Annotated in this window: 21 protein-coding genes and 1 pseudogene; all 22 read right to left on the bottom strand. The window is 35.9% G+C overall.

Annotated features, from left to right (window positions below):
* Positions 1–19: 19 nt before the first annotated feature.
* The 22 genes and pseudogenes from ACQH2O_RS03495 to ACQH2O_RS03390 all read right to left on the bottom strand — a co-directional run bounded on the left by ACQH2O_RS03495 (position 20) and on the right by ACQH2O_RS03390 (position 19,938).
* Positions 20–730, bottom strand: coding sequence for an ankyrin repeat domain-containing protein (locus ACQH2O_RS03495; RefSeq protein WP_425385334.1), 711 nt, complete (start codon positions 728–730; stop codon positions 20–22).
* A gap of 168 nt (positions 731–898) precedes the next feature.
* On the bottom strand, positions 899–2,059 hold the full coding sequence (locus ACQH2O_RS03490; protein ID WP_425385333.1) for a phage tail protein: 1,161 nt from the start codon (positions 2,057–2,059) through the stop codon (positions 899–901).
* Complete coding sequence (locus ACQH2O_RS03485) at positions 2,059–2,853, bottom strand: baseplate assembly protein (RefSeq protein WP_425385332.1); 795 nt, start codon at positions 2,851–2,853, stop codon at positions 2,059–2,061. Before ACQH2O_RS03485 ends, ACQH2O_RS03490 begins: the two co-directional genes overlap by 1 nt.
* 2 nt (positions 2,854–2,855) lie before the next feature.
* Positions 2,856–3,191: a GPW/gp25 family protein gene (locus ACQH2O_RS03480; RefSeq protein ID WP_141457318.1), complete on the bottom strand. Its 336-nt coding sequence runs from the start codon at positions 3,189–3,191 to the stop codon at positions 2,856–2,858.
* Positions 3,192–3,198: 7 nt separating this feature from the next.
* Entirely contained in the window at positions 3,199–4,290 is a 1,092-nt protein-coding gene (locus ACQH2O_RS03475) for a PDDEXK nuclease domain-containing protein (RefSeq protein WP_167482794.1), read from the bottom strand.
* Entirely contained in the window at positions 4,274–4,528 is a 255-nt protein-coding gene (locus tag ACQH2O_RS03470; protein WP_141456767.1) for a PAAR domain-containing protein, read from the bottom strand. Before ACQH2O_RS03470 ends, ACQH2O_RS03475 begins: the two co-directional genes overlap by 17 nt.
* 11 nt (positions 4,529–4,539) lie before the next feature.
* Positions 4,540–5,004, bottom strand: coding sequence for a phage baseplate assembly protein V (locus ACQH2O_RS03465; protein ID WP_141456766.1), 465 nt, complete (start codon positions 5,002–5,004; stop codon positions 4,540–4,542).
* Positions 4,991–5,464, bottom strand: a complete 474-nt coding sequence (locus tag ACQH2O_RS03460; RefSeq protein ID WP_141456765.1) for a hypothetical protein — start codon at positions 5,462–5,464, stop codon at positions 4,991–4,993. The genes ACQH2O_RS03465 and ACQH2O_RS03460 overlap by 14 nt, the downstream gene beginning before the upstream one ends.
* Positions 5,461–5,958 carry a phage tail protein gene (locus ACQH2O_RS03455; RefSeq protein WP_141456764.1) on the bottom strand — a complete coding sequence of 166 codons (498 nt, stop codon included), beginning with the start codon at positions 5,956–5,958 and terminating at the stop codon, positions 5,461–5,463. The genes ACQH2O_RS03460 and ACQH2O_RS03455 overlap by 4 nt, the downstream gene beginning before the upstream one ends.
* The gene (locus ACQH2O_RS03450; protein WP_047759657.1) at positions 5,959–6,273 is read right to left on the bottom strand and encodes a head-tail joining protein; all 315 of its coding nucleotides are present in this window, start codon (positions 6,271–6,273) and stop codon (positions 5,959–5,961) included.
* Positions 6,270–7,607 (bottom strand): annotated as a pseudogene (locus ACQH2O_RS03445) (IS110 family transposase). The gene ACQH2O_RS03450 and the pseudogene ACQH2O_RS03445 overlap by 4 nt, the downstream one beginning before the upstream one ends.
* 370 nt (positions 7,608–7,977) lie before the next feature.
* Entirely contained in the window at positions 7,978–8,982 is a 1,005-nt protein-coding gene (locus ACQH2O_RS03440; RefSeq protein WP_425385331.1) for a major capsid protein, read from the bottom strand.
* 33 nt (positions 8,983–9,015) lie between these two features.
* Positions 9,016–9,387: a head decoration protein gene (locus ACQH2O_RS03435; RefSeq protein ID WP_425385330.1), complete on the bottom strand. Its 372-nt coding sequence runs from the start codon at positions 9,385–9,387 to the stop codon at positions 9,016–9,018.
* 67 nt (positions 9,388–9,454) lie between these two features.
* Positions 9,455–10,489: a S49 family peptidase gene (locus tag ACQH2O_RS03430; protein ID WP_019236400.1), complete on the bottom strand. Its 1,035-nt coding sequence runs from the start codon at positions 10,487–10,489 to the stop codon at positions 9,455–9,457.
* Positions 10,489–11,895: a phage portal protein gene (locus ACQH2O_RS03425; protein ID WP_425385329.1), complete on the bottom strand. Its 1,407-nt coding sequence runs from the start codon at positions 11,893–11,895 to the stop codon at positions 10,489–10,491. Before ACQH2O_RS03425 ends, ACQH2O_RS03430 begins: the two co-directional genes overlap by 1 nt.
* Positions 11,895–12,119 carry a gpW family head-tail joining protein gene (locus ACQH2O_RS03420; RefSeq protein WP_187297528.1) on the bottom strand — a complete coding sequence of 75 codons (225 nt, stop codon included), beginning with the start codon at positions 12,117–12,119 and terminating at the stop codon, positions 11,895–11,897. Before ACQH2O_RS03420 ends, ACQH2O_RS03425 begins: the two co-directional genes overlap by 1 nt.
* A 3-nt stretch (positions 12,120–12,122) precedes the next feature.
* On the bottom strand, positions 12,123–13,946 hold the full coding sequence (locus tag ACQH2O_RS03415) for a phage terminase large subunit family protein (protein WP_425385328.1): 1,824 nt from the start codon (positions 13,944–13,946) through the stop codon (positions 12,123–12,125).
* On the bottom strand, positions 13,943–15,427 hold the full coding sequence (locus ACQH2O_RS03410) for an ankyrin repeat domain-containing protein (RefSeq protein ID WP_425385327.1): 1,485 nt from the start codon (positions 15,425–15,427) through the stop codon (positions 13,943–13,945). Before ACQH2O_RS03410 ends, ACQH2O_RS03415 begins: the two co-directional genes overlap by 4 nt.
* A gap of 18 nt (positions 15,428–15,445) precedes the next feature.
* A complete protein-coding gene (locus ACQH2O_RS03405) occupies positions 15,446–15,928 on the bottom strand; it encodes a hypothetical protein (RefSeq protein WP_015589000.1) in 483 nt (160 codons plus the stop codon).
* Between the two features lie 183 nt (positions 15,929–16,111).
* Entirely contained in the window at positions 16,112–18,004 is a 1,893-nt protein-coding gene (locus ACQH2O_RS03400; protein WP_425385326.1) for a hypothetical protein, read from the bottom strand.
* A gap of 133 nt (positions 18,005–18,137) precedes the next feature.
* On the bottom strand, positions 18,138–19,361 hold the full coding sequence (locus ACQH2O_RS03395) for a DNA modification methylase (protein WP_425385325.1): 1,224 nt from the start codon (positions 19,359–19,361) through the stop codon (positions 18,138–18,140).
* Between the two features lie 109 nt (positions 19,362–19,470).
* Positions 19,471–19,938 (bottom strand): crossover junction endodeoxyribonuclease RuvC, encoded by a 468-nt coding sequence (locus ACQH2O_RS03390; RefSeq protein WP_425385324.1) that lies wholly within the window; start codon positions 19,936–19,938, stop codon positions 19,471–19,473.
* Positions 19,939–20,110: the final 172 nt, after the last annotated feature.

Here is a 20,110-nt window from a genome sequence, read left to right as displayed (position 1 = left end):
TTAAATTTAAATCCCTCTTTTAAGCATTCCTTTTTACCACCTCATCTATCATTTCATTCACTTGGCTGATTATCTTGCTTGCTAAATTTTTACATTCTTCCTTTATTAGTGACTTATCTTTCTTCCTTATTTCTTCTATCTCTATTATTTTGAACTCAGGTAAATAGCTCCTATCCAACATATCTGCTATTTCTCCCACTAGCCTCTCTATTCCATAGCATGTCAGTTCTCTATTTTTTATTACTCCTCCTTTTTCTCTCAAAAATTTGCTTGCCTTTTCACTTTCTTTGCTATCACACAGAGAATACTTTTCACTTTCCCAGATGTAATACATTGGTGTTGCACCATATTTATTCAGTTGATTAACTTCAGCTCCCGCTTTTACTAGCTCTTTTATTATTTCAACTCCTGCTCCTCCTATTTTGCATGCAGAGTGCAATGACGTACATCCACTGACATATTGAGTGGCATTTACTTCTGCTCCTTCCCTTAGCAGCACTTTTACATTTTCTAAGCTTTTTGCAAATACTGCACAGTGTAGTGGTGTATAACCATTTTTATCTCTTGCATTTACCTCTGCCCCTTTTTTTATTAATAACCTTACTGTTTTGTAATTCGAGATTTCTACTGCTTGGTGTAATATCGTCTCTCCTTCTTTATTTCTTTTATTAATGTTTTTAAACCCGTTACTTGATACTTCTTTAAAAAATTTACTCTTGCTAAAACTCATTTCATACCTCACAAAATTAGCTTTTCCAGCGCCAGATAAATTTCTTATATTTACCTGCTGCTATTCAAGTTATGTCTATTTTAGCATGAGAAAGCAAGTCCTTTTCTTTTTCTTTCATACACTTTAACCTATTATTAATATAATATATGAGGATCTAAATATAAGTACTTAACTTATTAGAGATATTATTCGACTATCTTTCCAACTTCTGTGCAAATGTCGATGTTCATGCCACTTCAGTACTCCCGGGTAAAATACTAAAATGTAATTTTCTAATTCGTGTATTGAGTCTTTTTGCTCTGAATCTAAATCGTTTTTATAGTAAACGTTGTGTTCTGCTAAAACATATTTTCTGACCTTCTGATCTGTATAATTCTCTACTTTATAGTTGTGAGTAACGCTAAATCTTTCTAAAATTGGCTTGTGTTTTAAATTCCAACGTTGCCCTGAAAGTTTATCGTTTCCCAATACAAATTTATTTCCTTCTTCTTCTATGCTACCAACCGGAAAGCACGCATTTGTTTCTCCTAAGTTCCAACCGTCCGATAATATAACTTGCGCTTTCGCAAACTTAATTGCCGGTAATAAGCTCTGTGGTAGCGGATATAGCGCTTTTAAGTTGTACCACAAATGATCTCTTTCATAGATGCCTTTATAATCCCTTGTGTGAGGCTCGGTTTCTCCAAGGATTGCTACATCTAGGCGATATATATCATTGCTTAAAGCTCGTTCATAATGATCGCGTAGATAGTTTTCTATAATCCTAATAACTGGACCACTAGACCTGAAAAAATTTACTCTTCCAAATGATAACACTGGTCCATCTTTTTCTATTTTTACCCCTGAATAATCAGAAAGAAGATCTCCAAATAAACTCTCATCCAATATAAATCTCTGCACATTATAATAATCGTTAAAAATCCTCATCAATCTGGATCTTACAGGCAGTGATAGTTTTGCCAGCTCTACTACTGCATCTACGAAGAAGTCATTTGGTACCTCTTTTATCCCTACTTGCAACTCAAAAAAGTGTTTACCGGGTGGCTCCTCGATAATTGTAATATCTTCTATATTTGCCCATTTTAATGCTATTTTTAGTGATGCTGGAGTTCCTCTCAGTCTTTGAAATTTTACTCCTTCTACTACAGCTTTTCTTCTATCTTTTATCCAACGCAGTATTTCTTCTAAACCATATTCTTCTATTATCCACGGTAGTATTTCATCTTTAAGACTAAACTTAAACCCTCTGATACAGCTTGGATCAACCTTATAATCTATTGCATCTACTAGCGCTTTCTCCTGGTTTGTTGCATTTGGTGGCAATAACATTACTCAACCTTTAACTTTCTTAATGCAGCGCACTCATTTCCTAGTACTACAACGTCCTCTTTTGGCTCTATTAATTCCACATTTTCTACACCATCTACAAATAGATTCGCTATTATCCACGATCTTGTTACACTCCACCCTAATCTTTTTGCTAATTCAAACCTCTCAATAAACTGCTTCTTGATTTCCTCCTTTGATATTATAGGACTTATACTCATTCTGCTGTGAATATCTATTTCCATAATATTGCAACTAGTCACTGTTACTGCATCTGTTAAAACCCTTATATCATCTCTAGTAACTTGCTTTTTTACAATTTCAAGTAGCTCTTCTGACACTATGCCAGTTGTGGATAATTGTGTTGATAAGATTGAAATTTGTACTTTCCCTGGTATAGGTGATTCTACTAATGCATCTTTTACTCTTCTATCTGCTGACAGTGCGTGATACCTATAATACTCCTTGCTCCCACATGTGCTCCAACCTACTATCTTTGCTTTAATTCTTTTTCTAAATCGTTCATCATCTTCCCCTTTTTCCCTTTCTACACCATAAAACTCAGCTAAATTATCAAGATCTTCTCCCATTGCAAACTTCAGTACATTACTTTTTACTGCCTCATTTATTCTTTCTCTGAGCAGAAGTTCTCGCCATGCTGCTACCTCCAGAACTTTCATTGCTGGATCGGATTCTACTAATGCTGAAAAGTTTCCATCTCTACTGACTAGCTCTTCCTTCATTTTGGAAAATATTTCCTCAAAGTTCAGTGGTTCGATAATATTTGGCTGCTGCATTTTTAAACAATTACTCCATTAATATTTATGAACTTACCTTCTGAAAGATAGACACCTTCTAAATTCAATGTTACTCTCCCTTCTTTTACTCCTTCAACTTTTACTTTTTCTAACTTAAATCTCTTTTCCCATTTTTCCAAAGCTTCTGCAGTTGCTGCATATATCTCAAGTGTTAAATCTCTATTTATTGGCTTATCTACTAATTCAAATAATCTTGACCCATAATCCCTTCTCATTATCCTACTGTTAATAGGGGTGGTTAATATATCAATTATTGATTGTTTTAAGTGTTCCAAACCTTCTAACACTTTGCCTGTTTTAGCATCCATTCCTCTCATATATTTTTCATAGATTTGACTTAATACTTGCATGTTTTTCACGTGCTATAGAAATAGCCTTTCTCAACTTCTTTTCAAGAATTTCTTTAGAAGGAAGCTGTGTTAAATACTGTGCAACATGAATATTAGAGCCTTCGAGTTCAAGATATTCTATATCCTCTTGATCCTTATCAGCACATAAAATAATCCCTAACGGTTTTTCTTCACCTGCTTTTCGTTCATTTTTATCTAACCAATTTAAATACCATTCCATCTGTCCTTTATAAGCTGGTTCAAAGCGACCTATTTTTAGTTCTATTGCTATAAGGCGTTTTAATCCTCTGTGAAAAAATAGCAGGTCCAAATACCTGTCAGTTGTTTTAGTACTCATCCTTTTTTGACGTGTTACAAAACAAAAATCATTTCCAAACTCTTGTAAAAATTTTGTCAATTCATCCAAGATTGTATTTTCTAGATCAGTCTCACTATAAATTGATGGCAATTCCATGAAGCTAAGGAAGTATGGGTCATGAAAAATGAATTCTGGTGCTAACATATTTTCTTCACGTAAATTTTTTATACTCCTTCTTATGAAATCTTCAGGTTTTTTTGCTAGTGCTGTACGTTCATACAACATAGTATCGATTTTACTACGTAGTGCCCTAACACTCCACCTTTCAATACGACACATTTCTATATAATAATTACGCTTCAGCTCATCAGAAATTGCAATAATTTCTACAAAATGTGACCAACTTAATTGTTGTGACAGTGTCGCGACAATCTCTTGATCAGGAAAGAATTTTGAAAATTGTACCATACGAAATAATGACGCTCTATCAAATCCACGTCCATATTTAATCTGAAGTTCTTTTGCAAGTTGAGAGATGATTTGCTTCCCATAATCTGCACGTTTGTGCTTTAGGATATCTTGATCAATTCTGGAGCCAATTTCCCAGTTTAACAATACTAGAGTAGAGTTGAATTGAACAGAAAGATGATTCTTTGCTCTATCTATTAAATTACTAATGTCTCCTAATAGACTAGTAGTTATATCCATGTTCATAACCTTACTTTTGGTAAGTATAACAGATGGTTTATTTTTATCCTGAAAAAACATTATTACTTCCACTTATTACCTTGAAACCACAAGATACTGAATCCCCAACTCTTCCTACACTAAGACCATTTGCAAATACTGTTTTTGATCCTTCAGTTAATACTCTACCTTCTGTAAAATTATCTCTTTTCCGGCAAACTGGCTTACCATTTACAAAAACATTATTACTCCCACTAATGCAAAAATGCGGTGTTGTTTCTATACAATAATCCCCTAACCGCACAACTGATTTATTCATTCCTTTTCCGTTTAATTTAGATTTATTCTTTTTGCTTTTAGGCTTATTTCGCCCTTTGTCATCTCTATACTTGATTCCCCAGCCTTCAGTGTTATTTTATCTACTACTTCAATCTCTAAATGATGCTTTCCTTTATCATATGTAAACTTCGTCCCATCCTGAAATTTTATACTATTTATTTCTTTTTTATTCTCTGGTGCAGGGTATTTTTCCTGGTATATCCCTCCTAACACCACTCCTAACGATAATTCACCAAGAGGAGAAAATATCATAACTTGCTCATCAATATCTGGAGGAAACCAATCTCTATCTTTTCCTGCTTTGCTTGTTATCCATGGCAACCAATCTGTTAAAAATTCTCCTATCTTAACTCTTACTTTTGCTTTTTCATAATCTACTTCTTTCACCAATCCAATACGGATAATATTCGCTAATTTTCTATTTAGCTCTGAAATTGCAAAACTATGATCTAACATGCACTTCACCTATCTCAATAACATGTGGCATTATGCCAGTTGACCATACTGATTTACCCACGTGTACCTCATGAAACCATTCAACTAGCCACACAAGATAAGCATCCAATTCTGGCCTAAATCCGTCAATTTCTGCAGATATAAATTCACCTGGTGAAATATTTTTCATATTCCAAGTATTCTTATTTACTACTCTCGCAACCTCAGCAGCTAGTGTTCTAACAACTACCGAGGAATCCTCGACTGTTCCATCAACGACAATCCTCGCTTCAAACCTGGCTTTCAATGCTAATTCTTCTGTTCCTGGATCTTTTCCCGATTCTAAACTCACAAGCTCTACAAATAACGCTGGCGCTAATAATTCTTTCCTTATCGATGGATAAATTTCACAAGTTTGAATTGCTGGTATTTCTTTCTTCAGCGTAGTGCAGATTGCGTTATGCAAATCTTTAAAATTCATATATTTCTTGTAATATCACGTTCAAAGAACTTTTCAAACACTTCCTCAACCTCATAATTAACAAGATTCCCTATTATCCTTGAAGCCTCAGGTTCTAGTGGCAACTTAACTTCCTTTATTGGCAATGCTGCCCTTCCTTCACGTTTAAAAATACCGCTGTTTCCTTTTGGCATAACTGCTGCAAATCCTCCTATAAACTCATGCTTTCCTACTTTCGATCCTCTTCTTGTTTTTTGTATTTTGCCAATTGTCGATGCTCTAATGTCGTAGAGATTTGCTCTAATTAACACTTCTAATCTGCTTGTTTTTGCTTTAAAAATTCTTAATCTCTTTCTTATCAAACTTAATTTTATTCTCTTTTCCTCACTAATTTCCTTAGCTGCTTTTGATTTTAGCCATATTGCTGTTTTGTTTAATGCACTCACCGTCACTTTTTCCACTTTTTTCCTTTCAGCATCTATACTTTGTATAATACTACCGGTGTTAATACGCATTTATACTCCTGACGCTCGAATTTTCCATACCATTCCTGAATTATCTTGCAGCGGTGGAGAATATACTTTATATTTACGGTCACCTATAACAAAAATATCCCCTACAATTGGCTGCAGTACATCAAACGCACTTATTTCCAACACTAAAGTTTCTCCTACAAATTGCCCTTCACCAATCTCGTATAATTTATCTGGCTCTTGCTTTAACACCTGTACCATATATGACTTATCCTTTGATTTATATAAAGCCACTTCTCCTAAATGGGCAAAACAATCTTCTAATAATCGCTTAATATTCTCTCCTAAGAAACTCACTCAACTAACTCTTCTTGTTGAACTAATATGTAGCCAAATTCGCTCGCTTTTTTGATCAAATTTTTTACAATTCTATCTTTATAGCGTGTTTCATAGTATTCCATTCCTTTTTCTACATATTCCTGTCCGTATTTGAGCATACTATAAAATATGCATGCCATTTTTCTTGCAGTAGCTGTTATTGCTTTTGGTGCTCCTAGTCGTTTTTTCAATCTTCTGTAGTATGCACCCAACGCACTTTTACTCTTTCCTACAGAATGAGCAGCTATTCGCAAAGCATTTGCAGCACGGTTAATGACTTTACGTGTTCTTGTATTAAACACTTTTTCCCCTGTAACTTTATTAGCAGGACTGAGTCCCAACCACGACGAAAAGTGCTTTTCTGTTGGCCATTTACTGTGGTTTATACCAACTTCTGAAATTATGGTTTGTATACTTAATACATCAAATCCAGGAATTTTAGTGAAATCCATACCAGTGATTCGTTGCAGTTCCTCATACAAAGCAAAGCTTGGCTTACTTTTGCTATTTTTATTCTTTTGCTTACTTAGCTGTTTGCTTTCACAAGACTTTGTTTCAAACGTTTTATAATAGGCTTCAATATTTCTATCACATTCTGCTATTTTTTCTTGATAAATATTATATAGTTCAAATTCTTGCTTTAGCGTGAATAAGTGTTCTTCTCTATAGTCACCAGCTAACGCTTTTGCAATAGTAGACTGATCATTTTTCATTCGCACGTCCCTGAATTCTGCTAATTTTTCAGAATCTCTTTCGCCTTCAATTATAGCTTCAATGATTTTCATACCAGTTATCCCAGTAATATGACTAATAACCTTGTGTAATTGTATATTCATTTGAATTAATGCCTTCTGCATACGTAGAATATGTGTAGATGCACTTTCAGTGAGATTTCTGCGCTGCCGCACGTAACTGCGCAATACACACATCTGATTATCTGGCCTAAACGATCCATGAAGCAGTCCGTAGCTATGCAGTTGTTGGAGCCATTGGCAATCTTAAACGTCAGACTTCCTACCAGGTACATTCTTTACATGCCGTGCATTTACCAATCTTACCTCGAATTTATATGACTCAAGTATTTGAAATAAAGGAATCCAGTATACTCCTGTTGATTCCATAGCTACTGTTGTAACTTTACACTTTTTCAACCACTGTGCTAAGTTATGAAGGTCTTCAGTAAAGCAGCCAAATTTCTGAACGCGTTGTTCATCTCCTCCTTCAGGTACACACACATAGTGTACAGCTGAACCAATGTCTATTCCTGCTGCATTAGGATTCACTATTTCTAATTTACTTTTTGCTTTTTTCATGGTAACTCCTACATATAATTTGTTACAGGGAAACGCTTCAGCTTGGAACGGTTGATAGTACAATCTCCTAACCGAGGTAGTCTAAATGACTCCATCAATGATTTGACCGTTCCTTCCAAGACCATGCTTGCATACGGGCACTTAGGCACCATTGAAAATGTCGATCATAACTGCAGAGGCGCTCCCTCTACAACTATACTTGAAAATTACTAAAAACTTAAATTTGTGTGTTTCTTTCTGATTCGACAGATTTTGTCTGTTCGATGCTTGCATATTTCTTTTTGATATACTAACCTTTACATGCTAAGAAAGCGCATACCGGTAGAGTCGTTCTGTGCCTCACCACCTTGTAGTTACTCTACCAGTATTGTTATGCTGCAACGATCTTGACCAAAACGGCCGGGCGGTGGCACATTGGTAGAGGATTTGACTGCGTATGTAAATCGGTCCCTCTATCAAATCTTCTTGGCTCTTGTTTTGCATAGAGTGGCTGTCCGAGAGTATTCACCGTCTCATTAAAGTCTGCTGGTGCAAAATATGTTGTAAACGTGCTTGCTGTTCCTAGTGGAAAACAGTGCCCTGTATCTTTCTCAATAAATCTTCTAACCGTTCCTTCAGGGTCAGTTGCTTGCCCTCTATATTCCTCAAACGTTATGCCACAAAATGTAAACCCTGACCTCATATCATTTCGAAGTGCTGCTCCTTCTTGCCATCTTTCATATGCTTCTTTTACTTTTGCATGAGAAGTTAGTGCATCAAAAAACTCAGGGCTTACCAAGGCATGAATTCCAGTCATATATTCACCACTTAGGTTATCTTCTATATGCCGCAATACTTCCAGACACTTACGTTTTACATCAGTTGTTGCTGTTCCAAGGGCAAAATTTACTACTTTTGGTGTTATTTCAAATTCGTTGTACAGATTTAATAATTCTGACCCATCAGCATCTAAAATTATTCCCTTCAGCGCTCCCATTCGCAAATGCTCTAATGTTATTGCATGTTTGTTTCTCATTAGCTGTAAATGGTCAGTTATTACGTCTGCTAGCGCTTTCAGTTCATTCTCTGATCCAAATGCCCTTATTCCTTGTACTTCTTCTGGCAGCACTACATCATCATGCGGAATGTGCGGAATCGTAAATGTTCTTACCTTTCTTTTGCCGCGTTTTCCTACTGCTGCTGGTGCTCCGGGTACTTGCGTTGGTAGTAAACTTAACACTCCGTTGTGTTCTTCTATCGTAATATGTCTAAATCTTACTGACCTACTTGGAAATAAATTTAAATTTTCAACGCGTCCATAATTTATCGGCAATATATTTATCGCATTTGTTAGTGCCGTCATGCTAAATGCTGTATTTGTAAATGGATTTTGCATTTTTTTCTCCCCCTTTTTTCCTATTAATTTTAGTTAAACTCCCTTGCGGATGATGATTCCTCGTTCTTCAAGCTGCTTTATTGCTGCAGCTTTCTGCTCTTCAGTGATATTTGCTGGCCATACAATTGCATGATCGGCAAGAAGAGCAATACGAGTAATTATTACTGCTTTAGTATCTCCATCTTTGCTATTTACATCGCTTGTTATTACACCTATCGCTGTTTGTGTGCCATCTGTGGCAGTTGGATTTATTACCTTAATCATGTTGTCTTTATCACGACCAACAACTGTACCAAGTTTAAGATTTTGACCTTTAGCTACTGCTATTGAGTCTCTTGAATACAGGCTTGATGCCTCATACTTTAATAAGTCACCTAGATTATTTTGTTCTGTTATACTACTCATAAATTTCTCTCCTTAACTGCTTACCGCCGCTTTTATCAATGCTATATACGGCGGTTATAAAAATACTTTAACTCCTACGACTTTTCGCTACCTGCATCATCAATTCTTCTCCTGAATTCTGTGGTATTGCACTCAGTATCTCTGTCTTCTTTGTTCTCTCTGCAAGTAATTCCATTAAAACTTCCCTAGCTTGCTCAACACTTACACTTTGCTCAATAAATTCTCCTATCTTTTCTGGCATCTTCGATAAATTACATAAACGTATTAATTCAAGAACTTCAGTACGATACTTGGTTAAATTATCAGTTTCTAGGTCATTTGTAGTTTGTTCATTCATAGTAATACTCCTGTTTTTATTAATAGATGAAAGAATTGTCATTCCGTCTGCAAGGCCTATTTCTACTGCTTTCTCCCCAAAATATAGCCCTGCCTCTGTTGATCGAATCTTTTCAATTGAAAGACCTCTGTTCCTTGCTATTAGCTGCAAAAACATTTCATATAGTCGGTCTACTTCTTTTTGTAAGCTTCCCAGACTTTCAGACGTCATTGGCTCATGTGGGTTTAAATCATTCTTTCGACTACCAGCAAAGATTGTGGTGTACTTAACACCTTGCTTTTCATCAAATCTACTTTGATCTATATGACTTGCTATTACTCCAATACTGCCAACACCAGAAGTTCTGCTCACAAATACCTTCTCAGCGCTTGAAGCTATAGCATATGCAGCAGAGTATGCATCATCATTTGCTATCGCTATTATCCTCTTTTTTGCTCTTGATTCATAAATAAAGTCAGCTAGGTCAAATATACCGTTTACCTCTCCTCCGGGGCTATCTATTTCCAGCATAATTGTCTCTATGCTACTATCTGCTAATGCTTGTTTGATTTGTTCTTCTATTTGCTCATATGATGTCATCCCGAGCATTTCATCAAACGCACCTGGTTTTTTAGTCAAGATTCCATGTATTGCTATAATTGCAGTTCTTTCTACGTTACTTTTGATGGAGTGCTTTATGTTTTTAAACGTGGGATGTTTTTGATTGTTTAATGACAATAGCTCAAAACTCCTTGGTTCAAGCATTAATGGTTTTCCTAAGAGCATCATAATCCTTTACAATCAGAGTCAAACATTAAGTTGAGACTATTTGCACGTTTTTGATCTTCTGCTATTTCTTGATCTATTTCTTCAACATCGTAACCCATTTCTGATACTACTTCCGATCGACTCTTAAATCCATTCCTTACTGCCATTTGCTGCGATTGCTGGTCTTTCAGTGGATCCACCCAATCAAATCCCTGTGGTATCCATTTTACTTCTTCTTTCGCTGCTTTTACTACTTTTTCATCTATACTCAGTTCTCCACAAAACACTGCTAATTCTAGCCATCTATTCCAAATAGGTCTACAAAACTGGAACACTATCACGTTATGCTGTAACATTGCGCACCTTCTGCGAAACTCTATCAACCCTGCCCGAATGGATGAATAATTAACGCTTGTTAAATCTCCTGTTAGTTGCTCATATGTTATCCCTGTACCTATTGCTATTGCTCTCAGCTGCTGTCTCATGAATGCTTCATAACTTCCTCCAACATCTGATAGCTCTGAAAATTTTATGTCCTCTCCTGGATCTAAAAGCTGCATTGTTCCAGGTTCCAGGCCAGATAGTGCTACTCCTTGCTCACTTGCTTCACCTTCTCCCATGATATTTGCTTCTGGATCAAGTCTCGTAATAAATCCCGCAAACATTGCTGCAGTCTTTTTTCGTACTAATTCTGCATCATCATATTGATCAAGTTCATAGAGCTTTAGCAGTATACTCGAAAGCCATGGCTCTCCTCTAATTTGCCCAGGTCTTAGTGGTCTATAAATATGTAAAACATCATTTGCTGGTACTCTTACTGATTCTCCAAATGAGCCTTCGCCTGGATGTTCTCTAAATAAGTAATATGCTTCTCTTTGCCCAAGCTTGTTAAACTCAATCCCGTTTCTTATTACATTACCATTTGCTAAAGTTTGATTTGTTTTATTGTCTAAATGTTCAGACTCAAGTACTTGCAGTTGTAGTGGTACAGAAAATCTATCTTCCAGCTTTCTCGTTCTTAAACGTACAAAACATTCTCCTCCCTCTATCATACTTCTGCATACTAGAGCTTGTAATCCATCAAAATCATTTACTCCACTACTGTCTGCTTCATCTGTCCATCTCAGCCATAACTCTTGCACTCTTTTCCGAAACTCTGGATCTTTAGCTTTTGATTGCGGTTTTATTCCTGTTCCAATCGAGTTACTTACTATTGTATCAATGATATTTGCTGCATATGGATTTTTTCTTACCATATCACGAGAGCGGCTACGCAAGTGCTCAAGGCTTTGAGAGAGTAAATTATTTATGCTTCCCGTTTCTCCTTGCCAATACATTACCCTTCTTCCTGAGCCAGATGCATCCCAGGCTGAGCTTTTGATTTTTGGCTTGCTAAATAGTTGTTTGAATGATTTTAGTAACATTACAAAACTCCCTTGTTAGTAGCAAAAATAATTTTCCTCTTCGGCTTCATTCCAACAATCTTTAGTTCAGCCTTAATACGTTGTCTTAAGCTTAGTAAATCATTTATATCTACTTCTGCATATCTCACCACATGGTCACCATATGCAATTGATACCACTCGCTCTCCGTTTTGCAGCTTCTTTATCGCTTCTTCAATTTGAACTAAATACTCTTCGTTATACATTTACTACTTGCTGATCCACTTACTTTTCACTATTTTCTTTGATTTTTTACTTTCTGGTTTTTCACTTAAACTATTCCATTTACTCTCTGGCCATCTGTCTACTCCCAGTGCTATTGATGCTGCTCTTGCGTAAATTCGGCAATCTAATACTTCATTTCTTTCTCTTACTTTTTGCCACTCTTGTTTGGTGTATCCTTTTACTACCTTGCTGACTAATTGCTCTGCCGTTAGCTGCTTAAAATACTCAGGTACATACTCGGGAAAATGACAGTATCCTGCTGGAGCTTCTTCACCGTCCTTTAAAACATTAAGTAATTGAAAAAGTTCTGACTTTAAAATCGATACTCCTACTGGCCAGAGCTTTATTCCTCTCTTTAGCTTTTGACCACCAACTGTTATATCTACTCTACTTGGGCTGCTAAGTGGTACTAGGGCTTTATTTACACCTTTCACTGCCATTACTCTTCCACAGCCTTGATGACCTCTTACCCAATTGTATACTTCTTGCGTTGCATATCCAGCATCTACTGCCATCATACTTATCATATATTCAAGCCCATTTTCACCGATAAAATGATGATTGAGGAGCTCCGAAAGCTTTTTCCATACTTCTCCACCTCCTGTATCTCCTTCAAATACTCGGTAGTCTATTGACCAATTTTCACGACTTTTTCCCCATGCTACAACTTCTACTTCTAAACGATCTTTTTGGACATCTACTCCTGCAGTAAGTACCACTTCTCTCCTTGGTACTGTGCCAATCTGAAAAAATTCTCTTCGGTTAAATAATTGCTTCCAGTCTGGTACTTCTCCTTTATCTACCCAAGTTTCTCCAAGTGTGGTATTTATCCAAACTTTCAGTAATTGTTCACTTTCTTTTGCATGCAGAAAATCTTCTACTGCTTGTTGCCAACTATACCAGCCAACTGGACTATAAAGACTTGAAAGATGAAATCCTTTTTTCTCACCTTTTACTCTATTAGTAGGCCTCCATTCTCCACGTTCAAGCATCTCTGTCTTTTGATGATTTTCTATCTTTTTACCACATTCTATACATATATAGTGTGCTGTATTTGGATTTTTATCTTCCCATTTTATTTGTGACCATTTTAATATTTGGTAATAATTACAATACGGACATGGAACAAAAAAATATCTCTCATCTGTTGCTTCAAATTCCTTCTCAATTCTGCTTATTCCATGAATCGTTGGTGTTGACACTAAAAAAATCTTTCGCCGTGCAAATGTATTAGTTCGAGCAATACTAAGCAGTACTGGATCTCCTTCTCCTCCTGAATCTCCTGGATACGCATCAATCTCATCAAGAAAGAGATACTTTACTGGCATAGATCGGAGGCCTACACTGCTGTTTGCTCCAGTTATTACTACTATTCCACCTGGAAATTCCTTACTTTGTACAGTATTCCCTGAATCTCTTGATCTTGGGTCTTTTACTTTACTTTTTAAACATGGTGTACTCTCTATTAACGGTGCAAATCTTCCCTTCGACCAACGTTTTCCCATTTCAACTGTTGGCTGTACTACCAGCATTGGACCTGGTGTCTGGTCTATGATATAGCCAATCCAATTGTTGCCAGCTTCTGTTCCCCCAATCTGCGCTCCTTTCATGAATACTACTTTTTCTGCAGGTGAAGATGGTGATAGTGAATCCATTATTTCTTTTAAATAAGGAGTTCTTTCTGTTCTCCATTTACCTGGCTCTGATGCTGCAGTTGGCGCTAAAACTCGATACTCATTCGCCCACTCTGATACTTTAAGCTGGGGATCTGGCCTTAAACCTTCAGAAAAAGATGTAGCGTATATCATTGTCTGCATCTACTCATAACTGGTTCTATCTCGACATCATTAACAATAGAACTACACTCCTCCAATTCCATAAACATCTTTTTCTGAAATTCCTTTTCTATATATCTTTTGCTCATCTCACTTATCATTATTGCTATAACAAGCGCAAATACCCCTGTTATTGTTGCAAAAATGATTGCACTGCTTATTGTTGTTGTTATCAACCCTATATATACTGCTACTGCTATTGCGCTGACTGTAGTATAGATGCAGATAATATTATTATGTTTTTTCGTCCTTTTATCTGCTATTTCTCTCTGTGCTATATATTTATTATGAAGGGTTGGAAAATTAACAACGGTATCTCTGCAGAGCAAAGACCCATTTTTTTCAGTAAACAAAACTTTAAGTAACTCTAAATTGTTTGATTTAATTGCTAAATGTAAAACAGGTGTATAATTTGCTCCTTTTTTCAGCAATAACTTTACTACATGTAAATGCCCTTTTTCCGCAGCAAGGTAAACCGGTGATAAACCTTTATTATTTACAATATCAATATCGATTTCTTCTCTTAAAATTGCATCTACAATCTCAATTTCTCCTCTTTGTGCAGCTAAATGGAGTAGACTATTCTTTTCAGAACCGTATTTATTACTCATCAAAGCCTTCTTTATCTCAGGTTTAGCGTAATCAAATGGTGTTTTACCGCTATCGTCTTTTACCAGAGGGTCTATATCTTCTCGCGTTAGTAAAACTTCTATTGTTTTTAGTCTTTCAGCATAATGTAGTGGTGTTTTATTTTCGTAGTCTTGCAAATTTACTTGAGCATTAGGCTCCTTTATTAAGGATTTGAGGATATCAAGACATAAGTCTCTTTCATCGTAATTAGCATTACTTACAGCTATATGCACAGGTGACAATTTCATTGAGTTTTGTCCCATGCGTGCACTATTCACATCTGCTCCAAGCTTCAGCAGTAACTTTACTATCTCCAACTTTTTATTATTAACTGCATAGTGCATTGGTGTCTGATTTCGTGCATCAAAGACATCTATTTCAGCTTTTCCTTCTCTTATCAAAATCTTTACAACTTCTGCATGTCCTATGCCTGCTGCTAGATGTAATGGAGTATGGTGCAAAGCATTTCGTACATTAACGTCAATACCTTTTCTGATCAAATATCTCACTGCATTAATTTCACCTATCATTGCAGCTAAATGAAGTAAGCTATCTTGTTCTGACCCGTACTTGTTATTAATTAGTGCTTGTAATATTTCTGCTTTTTTCCCTTCTTTGGCGTAATCAAGAGATGTTTTACCTTCATTATCTTCCACAAAAGGATTAATGTTCTTCTTCGTGAGTAACAAATCTACCATGCTTAATTCATCAAACTCTATAGCGCAATGCAGTGGAGTTTTTCCGTTTAACCCTCTGACATTAACATCTAATCCAGGTTGATTGATTAAACACTTTATTAACTCTAAACTTAAGTTATCAGCCATTTTGTATTCAAAATCTTTTTATATTTTAAATTTAGCGTTAGATAATTCTTCAAGTGAGTTTGTAATCTCTTCAGTTAGCGTCTCGTGAATTTTTTCAGTGTCACTCAGTGATGCAAGCAGTGCTGAAACTCTATTTGGAACATTAAGCAAATTATTACGTACAACTCTTGCTACGTTAAATGCCTCACTTTTTACCTCCTCTACTGCTACAAGTTCTCCTATTTCAGCTTTTGCCTTTGCTTCTAGCAACCTTCCTCGCTCCATTTCATTTTTTATTCGCGTTTTTAGCAACATTGTAGAAAGGTTATTTGTATTTTCGTTTTCTGGATTTTTCCTCCTAAGTGGCTGACTTGGATCTCTTATTGCTGCCACCGCTTCATTTGCTTGTTCTCTATTGATCAAACCATCCTCCAACTCAACTATTCCTTTTTTTACTAAATAACAGACATATTGCTTTGATACTCCTATCTCTCTTGCCCATTCTGTTTGTGTGATTTTCACTTTTTTTTCTCCTCTCTCTTGTTTCTACGAATTTTCTTCTTGAATCTCTGAAAAGGTTTTGCCAGTATCAGCAATTTCCTACCTGTTTATACTTGCCGGCGTCTTAGAGATATTTTACTAATATAGAGCGAAGTACTCCGGTTTATAGCTGCTTTCTTTTTACATAGTGAAATTTGGCTATTTTCAACTAATACTATAAATTGCATCTTTGTAGTTATGAGATTCAACCACTACTTGCTCTAGCGTTAAACTGCTGCATTTAGCATCTTTACTGTGGTTTTCTTCAAGCACTTTTATCCTTGCTTCCTTTATTTCCTCAATGAACTTTCCATTAACTTTTTCTGGTTCAATTCTTTCCTCACAATATACAAGATTTGTGCAATTTGTTTTTCTGTAGTAATGTACTCCAAGGCATATCATTGATAGTGCAAGTATACTCGAGCCTACAAGTACTGATAGCCCTACGTTACTAATCAAAGCGTTCTGGTAAAACTTCTGTACACTACTAATACCACCTTCCACATACAGTAATAAAGGCCATACTATATTTGCAGCAACCAAACTGCTTAATAATGCTGTAAATAATGGCCTATCTTTGATTACTGATTCTACTTTATTCCTTTTACTAACGACTTTGTCGTCAATATTAATGAAGTCGTTCTTACTCTTCCAAGCGTTAAGTGTAAAATGTGAATGAGTACTATTGCTGTATTCCAGTCTGACTGATTTTATTACTTTATCTTTTGGTTGATACTTTAGCACCTGATTCAAAGTTTCATTCGCATTCTTTCCTCCTATTTGACACTCTTCAGTATCTCTAAATTGCTTTATTCCACAAAATATCGGACTAATTGCAACCAATAATGCAACAGCTAGAATTGGTATAGTCACATAGATGGTACTGTTTGCAAAAAATGCAATAAATTGTCCTTTATCCTGTAGATATACCAAAGCTGCAGAAACGCTAAGTGCAACAGCAGCTATACCGAAAATTATAAATTCCTTCTGCTGCACTGCATATTTTACTCTTGGCAAAATTCTATTTGTTTTCTTTTCTTTTTTAATTAACGGGGTTTCTTCATTATTACTTTTTTCTGATGAGCTAGTTGAAAGTGTAACTGGACTATCATGATTTAATGACATATTCTCCCATCCTTGATTGCCACAAGACTCACTCATTTCTGTTACTTGAGAATTTGATCTTGTCATCTCTGCACTTCTATTGTCTATTCCACTATCACCTCCTTCCAAACTCTTTTTTAAAAATTTTGTATTCAGATCTACAGGTTCACCAATTATATCTTCTGATCCTTTCTTAATTGATGTTTCTTCAGAATTTGACTTTTCCATCTCCGGACTTTGATCGTTTATTTCACCATCTAAACCTCTTTTCGAGAATTTTTTATTTTTGTCTATAGTTGCATACATAGGTTCTCCTATAGCTTCTTGCTCATCACATTTTTCTCCATTTAATTGGAAAGAAGAATGTGGTAGCTTTGGTGGTGCAATATCCTGAATAATACTCAACCGATGATTTTCTGCTGTTCTAGGTGAAGGTGGAGCTACATTTCTAATATTGTCCTTCTCCAACATTCCATTCCTAGGTAACGGCTTTGGTTTATCTCCTAATTCTTTATCCTCTTCCTCTTTTTGCATTTCTTTTGTATTGTCTATTTTGGGGTTGGAAGATGTGTTGGATGCTGCCTCAAACTGATCAAGAGAATACGGACGGTTATATTCTATTCCATTTGCCTCACAAACTGCATTAAATTCGTCCTCTATGTCTTTACCATCATCAAATACTAAAGAAGAACAACTCACTGAAAAATCAGCACCTGCTTCGTCTATTTTTGCTGTAATACTGCTATCGCTACTATTGCTAATCACATTTAAAGAAGCTAGTTTGCATTCAGTGTTCAGGTCAGGTTCTTGCTTCGTACCTTTTTCAAACAATTCAATTCTCTCCTTAACAGATAGTGTAGAATTTGAAACATTATTTTCTACTTCTTCAGAAAACGATGCTTCATTATTTGTTTGCGACGTTACTACTCCAGCTAACGTCTTTTCTTGATTCATTGAGTACACCACATTTAATCCAAAGTTATTTGTTACGCTAAACTCATTAAAATACGGTATATACCAGTAAATTAATATTACAACTACCAAGGCTTACTAAATTTCTGTTTGCGTTATCTTTTCCACTTTTTTCTTACTGTTTTTCTTCTTGAATCTCTGAAAAAGTTTTACCAGTACCAAAAAGAATTGCTTCCCTACCTGTGTACACTTGCCAACGTTTTATGGTTACATCTACAAATTTTGAATCTAACTCTATTGTCCTGCAAATTCTTCCTGTTCTCTCACATGCAATTAGTGTGCTGCCAGAACCACTAAATGGATCAAGTACTATGTCTCCTGGTCTGCTGCTGTTTACTATTGCTTTTTCCATTAGCTCTACTGGCTTCATTGTTGGGTGCAGTGAGTTATGTATTGGCTTATCATAAAACCACAGATCACTTTGATTTCTACCGCCATGCCACTCACGTTTATTACCGCTTTTCCATCCATAGAGCATTGCTTCGTATTGTCTTTGATAATCAGATCTGCCTAGCGTAAAGTGATTCTTTGCCCAAATGATAAATGTTGACCAACGACCACCTGCTTCTTCAAATACTTTTTGCAACGTTGAAAACTCTGATGATGATACGCAGATGTAAATTGCTCCTTTCGTATATGCTAAAATATTGGAACAGATGTCATAAAGGAACAATTCGTACTTTTCACCTTGATTATCGTTTAATATTTTTTTATCTTCTCTCTCTTGGCTACTACCATAGTCAACGTTATATGGAGGATCACATACAGTAATATCTGCCATTTTATCATCTAATACTGCTTTAAATGATTCAACTATGCAGCTATCACCGCAATAGATTCTATGATCACCTAAAATCCAAAGATCACCTGGTTTTGTTATTTCTACCTTGTTATCAATTAACTCCAAAACTCCTCTTTCTACTTCTTCCTTTCCATCAAAATCATCGAGAAAACGTTGAACTTTTTCCAATTCAAATCCTGTCATTTTTAGATCAAACTGCAAATCTTCTAACTCTTGAATTTCCACCTTCAAAAGATCATCGTCCCACTTTGCCCAATTAGCTGATTGATTGGCAAGTAACCGAAAAGCTTTGGTTTGTGGTTCATTTAAATTATCACTTAAGACCACTGGTATACTTTCCATACCAAGTTTTCTTGCTGCCTTAAGTCTCAAATGACCATCAACCACAGTTCCATCGCTTTTTGCAACTATTGGTATACGAAAGCCAAATTCCCGAATAGAAGCACACATTCTGTTGACCACATCGTCATTTTTACGTGGATTACGATCATATTCAACTAGGTTTCGAGTAGGATAATAGTGGATTGCTAAATTCATATAATTGCTATACTAATTAAAAAGTTAATAATTAAAATATCTCTGACGCTAGAGAAGGCCTGGGGTCCAACCCACCAAACCCGCCATTCTGGCTGAAAGGACCCACTTTTTATGGATTTTTCATCTTATTAATATCTTTACTAATATAGAACATTAATGCCAAAGCATCGGCCTCATTATCATCTCTAGGTGAAAAACTTTTTTCACGTATCGCTTCAATAACTTCACTCTTACTTGCATTGCCTTTGCCTGTGATAAAGCGTTTGATAGTCTTAACAGGAACGCTCTGATAGGGAATATGATTCTCTTCACACCAAGCAGACAAATGCGCCAAGAAACCTCCGTAGCAATGAGCAGCATCAGTCCCTAAGTGTCTTCTCACCTCCTCAAAATAAACTGTTTCAATACTTGGAAATTTTTTCTTCATTTCATTCAACCACTTACGAAAATTTAGAAACACCATGCCACCACCACTAAACCTGCTAACATGAAAACCTTTGCTACCACTTTGAATTACTCCATCTGTTAGAATTGCCCAGCCCGTTTGCTTGCCTAGATCTAGTGTTAGGATTGACATTTATTTGAAACTTTTGTGTTTGAAGCGCGTAGAGGTAAACTCACCTCATTGAAACAATGCCCCTTTATTATATATATACCGGATTTCTTACTACTTTTTCCGGGATTTTTTAAAAAAAAGTTAAAATAATTTTTAATCACAAAAAATGAAGAGACTATAGAAAAAAAGGTTT

Source organism: Wolbachia endosymbiont (group B) of Schoenobius gigantella (genome assembly GCF_964031005.1).
Taxonomy (GTDB): domain Bacteria; phylum Pseudomonadota; class Alphaproteobacteria; order Rickettsiales; family Anaplasmataceae; genus Wolbachia; species Wolbachia pipientis.
This window is presented reverse-complemented; position numbering and strand designations above follow the sequence as displayed.

What these genes read in the sequence shown, in the direction of transcription:
- ACQH2O_RS03410 (WP_425385327.1), bottom strand. Translation starts at nt 15,427, where the DNA reads ATGGCTGATAACTTAAGTTTAGAGTTAATAAAGTGTTTAATCAATCAA.
- ACQH2O_RS03475 (WP_167482794.1), bottom strand. Translation starts at nt 4,290, where the DNA reads ATGTTTTTTCAGGATAAAAATAAACCATCTGTTATACTTACCAAAAGT.
- ACQH2O_RS03455 (WP_141456764.1), bottom strand. Translation starts at nt 5,958, where the DNA reads ATGCGTATTAACACCGGTAGTATTATACAAAGTATAGATGCTGAAAGG.
- ACQH2O_RS03440 (WP_425385331.1), bottom strand. Translation starts at nt 8,982, where the DNA reads ATGCAAAATCCATTTACAAATACAGCATTTAGCATGACGGCACTAACA.
- ACQH2O_RS03460 (WP_141456765.1), bottom strand. Translation starts at nt 5,464, where the DNA reads ATGAATTTTAAAGATTTGCATAACGCAATCTGCACTACGCTGAAGAAA.
- ACQH2O_RS03435 (WP_425385330.1), bottom strand. Translation starts at nt 9,387, where the DNA reads ATGAGTAGTATAACAGAACAAAATAATCTAGGTGACTTATTAAAGTAT.
- ACQH2O_RS03495 (WP_425385334.1), bottom strand. Translation starts at nt 730, where the DNA reads ATGAGTTTTAGCAAGAGTAAATTTTTTAAAGAAGTATCAAGTAACGGG.
- ACQH2O_RS03480 (WP_141457318.1), bottom strand. Translation starts at nt 3,191, where the DNA reads ATGAGAGGAATGGATGCTAAAACAGGCAAAGTGTTAGAAGGTTTGGAA.
- ACQH2O_RS03430 (WP_019236400.1), bottom strand. Translation starts at nt 10,489, where the DNA reads ATGCTCTTAGGAAAACCATTAATGCTTGAACCAAGGAGTTTTGAGCTA.
- ACQH2O_RS03400 (WP_425385326.1), bottom strand. Translation starts at nt 18,004, where the DNA reads ATGAATCAAGAAAAGACGTTAGCTGGAGTAGTAACGTCGCAAACAAAT.
- ACQH2O_RS03465 (WP_141456766.1), bottom strand. Translation starts at nt 5,004, where the DNA reads ATGTTAGATCATAGTTTTGCAATTTCAGAGCTAAATAGAAAATTAGCG.
- ACQH2O_RS03485 (WP_425385332.1), bottom strand. Translation starts at nt 2,853, where the DNA reads ATGCAGCAGCCAAATATTATCGAACCACTGAACTTTGAGGAAATATTT.
- ACQH2O_RS03420 (WP_187297528.1), bottom strand. Translation starts at nt 12,119, where the DNA reads ATGTATAACGAAGAGTATTTAGTTCAAATTGAAGAAGCGATAAAGAAG.
- ACQH2O_RS03470 (WP_141456767.1), bottom strand. Translation starts at nt 4,528, where the DNA reads ATGAATAAATCAGTTGTGCGGTTAGGGGATTATTGTATAGAAACAACA.
- ACQH2O_RS03415 (WP_425385328.1), bottom strand. Translation starts at nt 13,946, where the DNA reads ATGATATACGCTACATCTTTTTCTGAAGGTTTAAGGCCAGATCCCCAG.
- ACQH2O_RS03425 (WP_425385329.1), bottom strand. Translation starts at nt 11,895, where the DNA reads ATGTTACTAAAATCATTCAAACAACTATTTAGCAAGCCAAAAATCAAA.
- ACQH2O_RS03390 (WP_425385324.1), bottom strand. Translation starts at nt 19,938, where the DNA reads ATGTCAATCCTAACACTAGATCTAGGCAAGCAAACGGGCTGGGCAATT.
- ACQH2O_RS03490 (WP_425385333.1), bottom strand. Translation starts at nt 2,059, where the DNA reads ATGTTATTGCCACCAAATGCAACAAACCAGGAGAAAGCGCTAGTAGAT.
- ACQH2O_RS03395 (WP_425385325.1), bottom strand. Translation starts at nt 19,361, where the DNA reads ATGAATTTAGCAATCCACTATTATCCTACTCGAAACCTAGTTGAATAT.